Annotated in this window: 15 protein-coding genes; 12 read left to right on the top strand and 3 right to left on the bottom strand. The window is 71.3% G+C overall.

What is annotated here, in order from left to right; translation table 11 throughout:
- The coding region (locus DEP02_RS22180) for a serine/threonine-protein kinase (protein WP_112469446.1) at positions 1-1,295 on the bottom strand (1,295 nt) is incomplete at its 3' end.
- A 99-nt stretch (positions 1,296-1,394) separates the two neighbouring features.
- On the opposite strand from DEP02_RS22180, the gene DEP02_RS22175 reads away from it, so the two are divergent.
- A complete protein-coding gene (locus tag DEP02_RS22175) occupies positions 1,395-2,342 on the top strand; it encodes a tyrosine-type recombinase/integrase (RefSeq protein ID WP_112469445.1) in 948 nt (315 codons plus the stop codon).
- A 61-nt stretch (positions 2,343-2,403) separates the two neighbouring features.
- On the opposite strand, the gene DEP02_RS22170 is transcribed toward DEP02_RS22175, so the two are convergent.
- Both DEP02_RS22170 and DEP02_RS22165 read right to left on the bottom strand, forming a co-directional pair.
- The gene (locus DEP02_RS22170) at positions 2,404-2,592 is read right to left on the bottom strand and encodes a hypothetical protein (RefSeq protein WP_112469444.1); all 189 of its coding nucleotides are present in this window, start codon (positions 2,590-2,592) and stop codon (positions 2,404-2,406) included.
- A gap of 160 nt (positions 2,593-2,752) precedes the next feature.
- The gene (locus tag DEP02_RS22165; protein WP_232839229.1) at positions 2,753-3,232 is read right to left on the bottom strand and encodes a hypothetical protein; all 480 of its coding nucleotides are present in this window, start codon (positions 3,230-3,232) and stop codon (positions 2,753-2,755) included.
- A 412-nt stretch (positions 3,233-3,644) separates the two neighbouring features.
- Here DEP02_RS22165 and DEP02_RS22160 point away from each other — a divergent pair, with 412 nt between their 5' ends.
- The 11 genes from DEP02_RS22160 to DEP02_RS22120 all read left to right on the top strand — a co-directional run bounded on the left by DEP02_RS22160 (position 3,645) and on the right by DEP02_RS22120 (position 10,793).
- The gene (locus tag DEP02_RS22160; protein WP_198668533.1) at positions 3,645-3,953 is read left to right on the top strand and encodes a hypothetical protein; all 309 of its coding nucleotides are present in this window, start codon (positions 3,645-3,647) and stop codon (positions 3,951-3,953) included.
- A gap of 93 nt (positions 3,954-4,046) precedes the next feature.
- Positions 4,047-4,589 (top strand): hypothetical protein, encoded by a 543-nt coding sequence (locus DEP02_RS22155; RefSeq protein WP_112469443.1) that lies wholly within the window; start codon positions 4,047-4,049, stop codon positions 4,587-4,589.
- A 79-nt stretch (positions 4,590-4,668) separates the two neighbouring features.
- Positions 4,669-5,235, top strand: a complete 567-nt coding sequence (locus DEP02_RS22150; protein ID WP_112469442.1) for a hypothetical protein — start codon at positions 4,669-4,671, stop codon at positions 5,233-5,235.
- Positions 5,232-5,357, top strand: a complete 126-nt coding sequence (locus tag DEP02_RS35360) for a hypothetical protein (protein ID WP_269809372.1) — start codon at positions 5,232-5,234, stop codon at positions 5,355-5,357. The genes DEP02_RS22150 and DEP02_RS35360 overlap by 4 nt, the downstream gene beginning before the upstream one ends.
- Complete coding sequence (locus DEP02_RS33615) at positions 5,354-5,527, top strand: hypothetical protein (RefSeq protein ID WP_157977509.1); 174 nt, start codon at positions 5,354-5,356, stop codon at positions 5,525-5,527. Before DEP02_RS35360 ends, DEP02_RS33615 begins: the two co-directional genes overlap by 4 nt.
- Complete coding sequence (locus DEP02_RS22145; RefSeq protein ID WP_112469441.1) at positions 5,524-5,985, top strand: hypothetical protein; 462 nt, start codon at positions 5,524-5,526, stop codon at positions 5,983-5,985. The genes DEP02_RS33615 and DEP02_RS22145 overlap by 4 nt, the downstream gene beginning before the upstream one ends.
- 83 nt (positions 5,986-6,068) lie before the next feature.
- Positions 6,069-6,887, top strand: coding sequence for a hypothetical protein (locus DEP02_RS22140; RefSeq protein WP_232839228.1), 819 nt, complete (start codon positions 6,069-6,071; stop codon positions 6,885-6,887).
- 12 nt (positions 6,888-6,899) lie between these two features.
- Positions 6,900-7,499: a hypothetical protein gene (locus tag DEP02_RS22135; RefSeq protein WP_112469440.1), complete on the top strand. Its 600-nt coding sequence runs from the start codon at positions 6,900-6,902 to the stop codon at positions 7,497-7,499.
- A gap of 82 nt (positions 7,500-7,581) precedes the next feature.
- Positions 7,582-7,842 carry a hypothetical protein gene (locus DEP02_RS22130; protein WP_112469439.1) on the top strand — a complete coding sequence of 87 codons (261 nt, stop codon included), beginning with the start codon at positions 7,582-7,584 and terminating at the stop codon, positions 7,840-7,842.
- Entirely contained in the window at positions 7,839-8,267 is a 429-nt protein-coding gene (locus DEP02_RS22125) for a hypothetical protein (protein ID WP_112469438.1), read from the top strand. Before DEP02_RS22130 ends, DEP02_RS22125 begins: the two co-directional genes overlap by 4 nt.
- A gap of 84 nt (positions 8,268-8,351) precedes the next feature.
- Positions 8,352-10,793 carry a phage/plasmid primase, P4 family gene (locus tag DEP02_RS22120; protein ID WP_112469437.1) on the top strand — a complete coding sequence of 814 codons (2,442 nt, stop codon included), beginning with the start codon at positions 8,352-8,354 and terminating at the stop codon, positions 10,791-10,793.
- Positions 10,794-10,843 lie beyond the last annotated feature (50 nt).

The raw sequence follows: 10,843 nt of genomic DNA, 5'->3' as shown, positions 1-10,843 counted from the left end.
GGCTGCGGCTGGGGAGGCTGCTGCCGCGGCTGCGCCGCCGGCCGTGGCTGCTGCTGCGGCCGGGCCACCTGCCGCTGGGGGCGCCGGCGCAGCGGGTCCTCGCTCGGGTCCAGGTACTGGACCTGCGTCTGCTCGTTGCGGTCGCGGGCGGCGCGCAGCTGGGACTGCCAGGGATGCGGCTGGTCGGGCTGCGGGCCCTGTCCCTGCGGACCGGCGCCCGGCGGGCCCTCCGGCACCGGCGGCATCACGCGCGTGGGGTCGGCGGCGGCGTGCTGCGGCAGGACGCTGGTCGCGGCGTTCGGGTCGTACGACGCCGCGCCCTGCGGCAGCACCTGGGTGGGGTCGGCGGCACCGGGCACGTCCGGCGCGGGCACGGCCGCGGGTGCCGGATCGGGCGCCAGCAGCGCCGCGACTCCCTCCGCGGCGGCGATCTGCGCGGTGCTCGCGTGCACCCCGACGCCCTCGGCGACGACACGCAGCCCGCGCGCGAGGGTCTCGGCGCTGGGCCTTGCGTCCGGGTTCTTGCTCAGACAGCGCTCGATGACCGTCCACAGCGGGTCGGGCACCGTGGACGGGCGGCGCGGCTCGGCGCTCAGGTGCTGGTGCAGCACCTCCAGTGCCGAGCCGCCCGAGAACGGCGGGCGGCCGGTGACCAGCTCGTACAGCAGGATGCCGGCGCCGTAGATGTCGACGGCGGAGGTCTGCGGGCGGCCCTCGGCGGACTCGGGCGCGACGTACGCGGGCGTGCCGACGAACTCGTGGGTGCGGGTCAGACCGGGTGAGTCGGCGAGGCGCGCGATGCCGAAGTCGGTGAGCAGCGGGTGCATCCTGTCGCCGTCCTGCTTGAGCAGGACGTTGGCCGGCTTCAGGTCGCGGTGGACCACCCCGTCGGCGTGGCTCGCGGCGAGCGCGTCGGCGATCTGGGCGGTGAGCAGCGCGGCGGCCACGGGTGTGAAGGGGCCGCTCTCGCGCAGGTAACGGTGCAGGTCGGGGCCGTCGACGAGGTCCATGACCAGCGCCAGCAGATCGCCCTCGACCACCAGGTCGCGCACCCGCACGATGTTCGGGTGGGTCAGCCGGAGCAGCACGGACCGCTCCCGCAGGAACCGCATCACGACGTCGGGGTCGTTCGCCAGCTCCTCCTTGAGGACCTTGATGGCGACGGTCTCGCCGGGCTGGCCGGGCACGGCCGCCTCGGCACCCGCCGTCTCACGCTGGCGGGCTCGCCAGACGGTCCCGGTGGCACCGCGTCCGAGCGGCTCCTCCAGGAGGTACTTGCTGCCTACCGGCCGCACGTCGCTACCCCAATCATCGCGTTGACCTGCTGTTTCAGCCCTACAGACTTCCGCAGAACCATTGCACATCGCTTATAGGGAAGATAAGTTCCCGGAGGCATGACAGCCGAACGCAGCCTCTTCACCAGGCTCATCCGGTCCTGGGAGCTGTCGCTCCGCTCCAACAACAAGAGCGCTGAGACCATCCGCTCCTACCTCCGATCCGCAAACCTCTTCGCCGACTATCTCACCGATCCCCCGCCGCCCACGAAGGACAGCGAAACACCTCACGTGGCCGCCGTGGACGACGTCCTCGACATCACGCCCGACCACGTCCGCGCCTTCACCGTCCACGAGATCGCCCGGACCTCCGCCAGCTCCGCCCGCTCCCGCTTCCTCGGCGTCCAGCAGTGGCTCAAGTGGCTGGTCGCCGAGGACGAGCTGGACCGCTCCCCCGCCGCCGGCATGTCCGCCCCCCAAGTCGCCGAGCCCGAGGTGCCAGTCCTCACCACCGAGCAGCTCCAGGCCCTCCTCAAGGCCGTCACCGGCCGCGGCTTCCCCGAGCTCCGCGACCGCGCCCTCATCCTGCTGTGGCTCGACTCCGGGCTGCGGCTGTCCGAAGCGGTGAACCGCACCGTGGAAGACGTCGACCTGGACATGCAGGTTCTTCACGTCATGGGCAAGTTCTCCCGCGGCCGCGCAGTCCCGTTCGGGGCGAAGACCGCGCAAGCCCTGGACCGCTACCTGCGCGCGCGAGCGCGGCACCCTGGAGCGAAGGGCCTGGACGCACTGTGGATCGGGCAGAAGACGAAGCAGCCACTGACCACGTCGGGGGCAGGGACGATGCTCACGCGGCGCACGGTGGAGGCCGGGCTGCCGCACATCCATCCGCACCAGTTCCGGCACACGTTCGCGCACATGTGGCTCGCGTCCGGGGGCAACGAGACGGACTTGATGCGGATCACCGGCTGGAAGTCCCGGCAGATGCTGTCCCGGTACGCGGCGTCGGCCGGCGCCGAGCGGGCACGGCAGGCCCACAGATCCCTGTCGCCGGGCGACCGGCTGTAGAGCACATGCGAAGAGGGCCCGGTCGGTGTCGGCCGGGCCCTCTTCGCATTGCTGCGACGCGTCAGACGGTCGCGTACAGCACCTGGAAACCGTCGCGCACCAGCCTGGGCACACGAGTGCACAGCCAGGCCAGCGCGGCAGCCTCCGATATCTGGCGGGGGTCGAAGGCCGCTTTGACCTGGCCCCCCTGGACGATGTGCATGACGGGCACGCCGGCGGTGAGGGTGGCGCTTTCCAGATGCACGGTCACATGACCCCCTGTTCCCGCGTGACCGAATCTGCGCACACCAGACCCGCACACGCGTTCCATCCATGCGAGGCGCGATCACTCTACGTCCGGTAGCCGCGTTTATGCAGTACGTAGGCGGAATGGGCGCAGCCGTGAAGAGAATGTAACGGATCAGTGAACGTTACTGACCAGTTTCCTTGCGCCACTTCTCAGCCACCGCCCGCTCAGGCTCACCCGGCTCCACATCCAGGCGCCGCATCAGCGTGGCCGGCGCACCCCTCTTCAGCTCCGCCGCCTCGTAACCGATGATCTGAAGGTGCGCGGCAGCGGCAGCGATCTCACGGGGAATACCGAGGCCAGCCGCGATTGCGCCGACCAGTTCCGGGGTGACGTTGTAGCTATCCCCGCGCACGATCTTCCCGATCAGCCCGTTGCTGGGGCGGTAGCCGCTGTCAGGGTCGACCGCCCTCTGCACGAAAGCAGCGACGCTCATCTTGTCGGGACCCGTGTGCGTGCCGACATGCTGCTGCACCAGCTCGGTCAGTGCGCTCCTATGCTGAACCGCCGCCACGGGTGCCCCTTCTCTCGCGAGCGTCCCAGGACGCTCACTGTCATGGTCAAGAAAATCGCAGGTCAGTGCGTACAACCATTCGGCCGCCACGCATCATTGTCCATGTATACGGACGTGGATGGTACGCGGCTCACAGCACTTGGCCGAATCTTGGACACCCCCGCTGATGGACAACGCTCAAGCGATGTGCTTTCGTATCCACATCCACGGACGTGGATGGACGAAGGAGACCCGATCGACGTGCGCCTACGCCTGACCGACAGCGACCTACTCCGCAAGCTCATGCAGCGAGCACCCGGAGGACCCCTCTCGGTCCGGCGCCTGGCCCACATCGCCGGCATCTCCAAAACCCGCGTGGACGACCTCCTGCACAACCGGTACCCGACGGTCACCCAGGAGACCGCGACCCTCATCGCGAGGGCCGTCGGCGTCCACCGCGCGGCCCTTTTTCTGCCCGACGCATCCACGTCCGTGGACGTGGATAACGAAGGAGGAGGACCTGTTGGACACGAACGAGCGCTCCATGCGGATGCGCATCGCGTCGTACCAGAGCTGGGCCAAGACGACGGACCGGTCCGCGCGCACCGCGGCCGCCCGGAAGAGGTCGCACCACACCCGGTTCGTCGAGAAGGCCCGCGAGCTGCACCCGGACGGGACCGAGAAGCAGATCGCCGACGCGGCTGAGGCGCTGAAGAAGGCGCATTACCGGGAGCTGGCGCTGAAGTCGGCGCAGTCCCGGCGGATCCGCCGGGAGATCGCCGAGGCGGACAAGAAGCGCCGCGTCAGCCAGCTGCTGAACAAGGCCAGCTGACACCCCCTGAACGCGCCGACGGGCCGCCTGACTTCCCGGCCCGGCGACCCGACGACTCGGCGCCCCTACACAGCAGAGAAAGCAGAGGTCACCGTGACCACGATCATCCCAGACCAGCCGCTGCCGCGCCGCAGCGAGTCCGGCATGGCCACGCGGAAGGTGAACGCCGCTGCCGGTGTCGTCCTCGCCGCGATGAAGGCCGGCCGTCAGACCCCGACCAGCATCGCGATCGCCCTCGACTCCGCCTGCCTGCTCAACTCGCCCGAGCAAGCCGCCGAGTTCGAGCAGCTGCGCGACCGTCTCCCCGCGCTGAAGGCCGAGCTGTTCGCCGAGCAGACGCAGCACCGGACGACGCTGGAGCAGCGCAACGCGCACGCGAACGAGCTGCTGCATCTGCGCGCCCGCGTCGCCGAGCTGGAGGCCCGGCTCGCCGAGGACGAGCGGCCGACGGACGAGGACCCCATCGCCTACACCCTCACCGACAAGGCCGAGACCCTCGAGGACGACGTGACCCCGCAGGTGCGGAAGCTGCGCGCCCTCCTCGCCGAACAGCGCGACGCCGCCGAGGCCGACGGCATCACCCAGCGGATCGCCCCCGTGCAGGCCCTGCGCCTGGAGCAGGGGGCCGACGGATGACCACCACGCTCCTCATCGCCGCCGCGCTCGCGCTGTACCTCCTCGGCGGCTGGGCCGTCGTCAAGGGATGTGAGCGCTGATGTTCGGACTCACCACCACCCGCCGCCTCCGCCGCGAACTGCTCGTCGCCGCCGCCCTCACCGCCCGGCTGCGCGACGAGCGCGACCAGGCGCGCGACGAGCGGGACGCGTTCAAGACGGCCGCCCGCACAGCCGCCCGCATGGTCGCCGACGCCACCCAGCCGCGGCAGTCCGTGGCCGGGCGGCGTCTGAAGGTGTCGCTGCTGAAGACGCCCGCCCGGCTCATCGAGGGCGGCCACAGCAACACCACGCTGTCGCCGCTGACCGTGGCCGCGCAGGCCAACGCGCGGGCCCGCGCCCTCGAGGAACGCCTCGCCACCCTGCAGACCGCGAACATGCGCTGCACCTGCAGCCGTGACATCACCCCGCACACGCCGCGCATCTGCGAGTGCGGCCACGGCCACCACGCCCACACGGTCCCGACCCCGCACAGCTGCTTCGCCTTCGGACAGACCTGCCCCTGCAAGGCGTACCGGCAGCTCCCGCACGACAAGGCCGTGGCCCAGCTCGAGCGCAACCGCCAGGCCGCCGCCGAGCGGGAGTGGGAGAACGGAGGCGCGGCGTGAACGAGCGCATCACCATCGGCGCCGCCGCCCTCCAGGCCTCCCTCATCCTCGCCACGTTCCTCGCCCGCCACTACGCCCGGCCGCCCCGCCCCCGCGGCCGGCACCGCAGGAGGGCGTCGTGAACCTCGCCCGTGGCAGCGACCACTACATCACCACCGGCCGCGAGAACACCCGCGAGGAACGCGTCGCCGCCTCCCGCGTGGTGCTCCGCGCGGCCCGCAACCGCGAGGACCTCCGGCTCCTCCTCGACGCCCTTGGCCTCAACAACAAGCCCCGTGAAGGAACCACATGAGCATCCACACCCTGCCCCACGACCCGTACATCGACGCCATCGCCACCGCGCTCGAGGAAGCCGGGCTGGAGCCCGAGCAGGCCGACGCACGCGACAGCGAAACCTGCGGCACCCACCTCATGCTCGACGCCGTCATCACGCTGACGCCCGAGGAGTCCGGCATCCCGGACCGCTTCAAGCACGGCCTGATCCTCGTCTGGGAGTACCACGACGGCCACGAGGACGGATGCCTCAACGAAGGCGCCGCGTGGCAGTGGGCCCGCCTCAACGAAGACGGCTCCAACCGGGAGCTGGAGCCGCTGCCGGTGCCCGGCTTCGTCGCCCCGGCCATGCTCGCCGCCACCATCACCACGCTCGCCCACACCGGCAAGCCCACCCCGATGACCAGCGGCTGGCACGACCACCTGCGCGCGCCCGTCCAGGCCGCCATCGAAGCCTGGACCGACGGCAAGCCCTGACCCCCCGACCGGCCGGGCCCGCCAACTCCCCCGGCGGGCCCGGCCCCCAGCCCCACCACACCACCTTCAGGAAGGCCCACGCCGTGGCACGCACCAGCGGCTCCGACCAAGTCGGCGAGATGCTCGCCGAGCGCATCGCCGCGCTCATCGTCGACACCGCCAACAACGCCCCGCGCTCCCTGCAGAAGCGGATCGGGCCGTCCGAGGTCGGCGACCCCTGCGAGCGGCGCCTCTCCTACAAGGAACTCGACTGGCCGCGCGCGGCCGCCGAGAGCGACCCGGCCGCGTCGATCATCGGCACCGGCTTCCACACCTGGATGGAAGAAGCCTTCGAGCGGCGCCAGTCGACGCTCCCGGACGGCCGGGCCCGCTACAAGATCGAAGAGCGGGTCACCGTCTACGACAGCCCCATCGAGGCCACAGCCGTCGTCGGCTCCTCCGACCTATACGACCGTCTCACCGGCACCGTGTGGGACTGGAAGCTCGTCGGACACACCAGCCTCGACAACTACCGGCGCAAGGGCCCCGGCCCCCAGTACCGCACCCAGGCACACCTGTACGGCCTCGGGCAAGAGAACGCGGGCGAGACGCCGAAGCGGGTCGCGATCTGCTTCGTCGGCCGCTACCACGAACTCCGCGTCCACGTCTGGACCGAGCCCTACAACCGGCAGGTCGCCGAGGAAGGCCTGGCCCGCCTCGGCCGCATCCGCGCCCGCCTCATCGGGCCCGAGGCCACGGCCTCCAACTACGACCACACCTGGTGGTCCCAGATCCCCACCAACGAACTGGCGAAGTGCCGGTTCTGCGAGTGGTTCCGCCCCGGCAGCCAGGACCTGACGGCCGGCTGCCCGGGCAACGCACAGCCTGCCGACCGGCACGGCTTCGAATCCCTCATCGCATAGGAGCACACAATCATGAGCACCCCGCAGCAGCCGGTGCCGTCCGCCGACGACTTCCTCATGGGCGGCAGCATCCCGTCCGCGAAGTTCCCCACCATCGGCACCACCATCGGTGGCCAGATCACCACCCAGCCGACCGTCGAGCAGCAGCGCGACTACACCACTGGCGAGCCCAAGTTCTGGGACGACGGCAAGCCGCAGATGCAGATGGTCGTCACCCTCGCCACCAGCGACCGCGACCCCGCCGTCCAGGACGACGACGGCACCCGCCGCCTGTACGTCAAGGGCCAGCTGAAGAACGCCATCGCCCAGGCCGTCCGCGCGGCCGGCGCCCGCGGCCTCGAGGTCGGCGGCCGCCTGGCGGTCACCTACGTCCGAGACGGAGAGCGGAAGAACCCCCGCTTCAACGCGCCGAAGGAGTTCACGGCGCAGTACGTCCCGGCCGCGAACGTCGCGCTGCACACCCCCGACCCGGCCCCCGCCGCCCAGGCCGCGCCGCAGTACCAGGCCCCGCCGCCCGCCCCGGCGGCCGCGGCCCCGGCCGGCGTCAACCCCGTCACCGGCGAGATCAGCCCCGGCTACGCCCCGCAGCAGGGCACCGAACCCCCCTTCTAGTCCCCGCCCCGCCAGCACCGCCCCCCGCCGCCGCTGACCCTCGCGGCGGCGGGGCGGCCCAACCAGCCCCGTGAGGAACCACATGCCCACCGCACCCGGCATCAGCAGCGAAACCGCCCGCCACGTCCTCTGGCACTACGGCCGGCCCGGCGGCTTCCGGCCCGGCCGCTTCACCGAACTGCTCATGCAGACCATCGACGCCGCCGACGTCGTGCACACCGCGCGCCTCCGCGCCGCCTACCCCGACCTGGTCGACGCCATGACGGCCGCCGCCAACGACGCCGACGGCATCGCCCACCTCACCACCATCGCCAACGGCCAGCAGAACGGACAGACCCCGTGACCACGACCCCGTACACCGACGAGGACTTGCGCGTCGAAGCCGCCTGCCAGCACGCCACGCTCACCGAGGACCCCGACTTCATGGGCGTCGGCGAGCAGATGGACGACGACATCGTCGCCTCCACCGAGAACGAGGACGGCGGCAAGACCTGGAGCGAGCTGCTCCCGTTCGAGACCGACAGCGGCAAGGCGTACAACGCCGTCCAGCGGAAGATCCACGCCCTCATCAACGGCGCGGCCGACCTCTCGAAGTGGGCCGTCGACCTCGGCGCCGACGGCCTCGAGCCCGAGAACCACACGCTCACCGTCGACGGCGACGGCAAGCCCCTCGTCCGCCTGCACTGCGCCTTCAGCCCGGACCTCGACGACCGGGCCCGCATCGCCTTCATGTCCGGCCTGGCCAGAGTCATGTCCAACGGCCTCTGAGCACTGCCCCGAACCGGCCCGCCCGCCGTCCTTCCCCCGCCCGCGGCGGGCGGGCCCCGCACCACCACCCCGAGGAGCACACCCTTGAGCACCGCCACGGTCCGCGACACGCCACTCGACGGCGCCCTGTGGCTCACCCGCCACGGCTTCGCCGTCTTCCCCGTGGACCACCCGGGGCTTGACCAGTGCGTCGGCATCGGCCAGGGCCACGACCCCGCCACCTGCACCCACCGCGGCAAACACCCCACCGTCGCATTCACCCGCACCCACGCCAGCGACGAGCACCAGGTGCACGCCCTGTTCCGCGGCCAGCTGCGCAACGTCGGCGTCGCCGTCGGCGCCTGCACCGGACCCGACGGCGCGCAACTGCTCGTCGTCGACTCCGACCGGCCCGGCGCCCTCGAAGACGCCGCCGCCAACCTGGGCCACCAGCACACCCCGACCATGCGGGTGCACACCGCGCAGGGCCACCACGACTACTACTGGGCCCCGGCTGATCTGAAGCTCGGCAACAGCCTCGGCACGCTGAAGGACCGCTTCGACGGCGACGTCCGCGCCGGGAACGCCTACGTCATCGGCCCCGGCAGCGTCCACGCCACCGGCGTCATCTACGAACTCGAGGACCCCGAGCAGCCCCCGGTCGCCGCACCCGACTGGCTGCTCACCGCACTCACCACCAAGCCCGCCCCCGCCCCGGCGCCCGCCGGGCCGGCCGCCCCGATACAGCTGGACACCAGGCAGCTGGACGCCTACACCCGCAAGGCCGTGCAGGCCGAATGCGACGCCATCGCCAACGCCGCCGACAAGACACAGAACAACACCATCAACACGGCCGCCTTCAACCTCGGCACCCTCGTCGGCGCCGGAGCCCTCACCGAAACCGAAGCCCGGCAAGCCCTCCTCGCCGCCGCCCGCGCAGGCAACCACCCCGACGGCCGCGCCATACCCACCATCAACTCAGGGCTCACCGCCGGCATCGCCCACCCTCGCACCCCCTGGCCGCCCGTCACCCGGGGCCGCAACGACTTCGCCGTGCTCCTCCCCCCGCAGTCCGCCCCCGCCCCGGCCGCGAGCAGCTGGACCGCGCCCACCGAGCCGCCCGTCGCCCTGCCCTCGCCGATACCCGCCCGCGAATGGGACGACCTCGGCAACGCCGAACGCGTCATCGACCGGCACGGCCACGAGATCCGGTGGCTCGCCGACATCGAACGCTGGGCCTACTACGACCGCGGCCGCTGGAACCTCAAGGCCGCCAACACCGGCGTCTGGACCCGCGTCGTCAACACCATCAACCAGCTCGAGGACGAAGCCCCCAACTACAGCAGCGAGCCCGTCACCGACGCCCAGGGCAAGGAAACCGCCAGCCAGCGCGACCAGTTCCTCGCCTGGGCCCGCAAGCAGCGCATGCGGCCCAAGCTCGCCGCCGCCCGCGAAGTCCTCCAGGCCTACCCCGCCGTACACACCACCATGGACGCCTTCGACCAGCCGGAGAAGCTCCTCAACGTCGCCAACGGCATCGTCGACCTCACCACCGGCCAGCTGCGCGCCCACGACCGCGGCCTGTACCTGATGCAGCAGTCCCCGATCTGCTACGACCCGAACGCCACCTGCCCCACGTGGGACAAGTTCCTCACCGGCGTCATGCCCGACCTTGAGCGCCGCGCCTACCTCGCCCGGGTCGTCGGCTACAGCCTCACCGCCTGCACCGGCGAGCAGGTCATGTTCATCCACCACGGCGAGGGCCAGAACGGCAAGGGCGTGTTCATGCGCGTCGTCATGGGCCTCCTCGGCGAGTACGCACAAGCCGTGCCCGCCTCCACCCTCATGGCCAAGCACGGCGACGGCGGCATCCCCAACGACATCGCCCGCATGGTCGGCAAGCGGCTGCTGTCGACGTCCGAGACCGGCCGCAACGCCGAAGGCCGCGGCAAGCCCCTCGACGAGGAACTCGTCAAGCGCCTCACCGGCGAAGACCCCGTCAGCGCGCGGTTCCTGAACGCCGAGTTCTTCGAGTTCAAGCCCGTCGGCAAAATCCACCTGGCGACCAACCACCTGCCCGACGTGTCCGGCAGCCACAGCATGGCCCGCCGCCTCCAGTCCATCGGCTGGGACGTCATCGTCCCCCCCGCCAAGCGGATCCAGGGACTGGCCGAACAGATCCTCGCCCGCGAAGCGGCCGGTGTCCTCAACTGGGCCATCCGCGGCTGCCTCGACTGGCAGGCCCGCGGCCTGGCCGTGCCCGACTCCGTCACCGCGAAGACCCGCGAACACATCGCCCAGTCCAACCCGCTCGCCACCTGGCTGGAAGAGGAGACCGACGAGGTCCCGGACGCGGTCACCGAGAACGGCCAGCTGTACGGCAGCTACAAGACGTGGGCCGAACGCGCGGGCGTGCGACGCCCCATGTCGATGAAGGCCTTCACCATCCGCCTGCAGGAGCAGGGGTTCATCCAGGACAAGGACTCCCGCACCCGCCGGGCCGTCACCCGAGGCCTCGCACTCGCCCTCCTCGGCGGTGCCCAATGACCGGCCGTGCGAAGGCATCTGCGAAGGGATGCGAAGGGGTTGCGAAGGGG

The sequence above is a fragment of the Streptomyces triticisoli genome (assembly GCF_003270085.1).
GTDB classification, from domain to species: Bacteria; Actinomycetota; Actinomycetes; order Streptomycetales; family Streptomycetaceae; genus Streptomyces; species Streptomyces triticisoli.
Note: the sequence above shows the minus strand (reverse complement) of the source record. Positions and strands in the feature narration are given on the sequence as shown.

Coding starts and splice junctions, on each gene's coding strand:
- DEP02_RS22135 (WP_112469440.1), top strand. CDS start 6,900: ATGAGCACCCCGCAGCAGCCGGTGCCGTCCGCCGACGACTTCCTCATG.
- DEP02_RS22145 (WP_112469441.1), top strand. CDS start 5,524: ATGAGCATCCACACCCTGCCCCACGACCCGTACATCGACGCCATCGCC.
- DEP02_RS22175 (WP_112469445.1), top strand. CDS start 1,395: ATGACAGCCGAACGCAGCCTCTTCACCAGGCTCATCCGGTCCTGGGAG.
- DEP02_RS22130 (WP_112469439.1), top strand. CDS start 7,582: ATGCCCACCGCACCCGGCATCAGCAGCGAAACCGCCCGCCACGTCCTC.
- DEP02_RS22150 (WP_112469442.1), top strand. CDS start 4,669: ATGTTCGGACTCACCACCACCCGCCGCCTCCGCCGCGAACTGCTCGTC.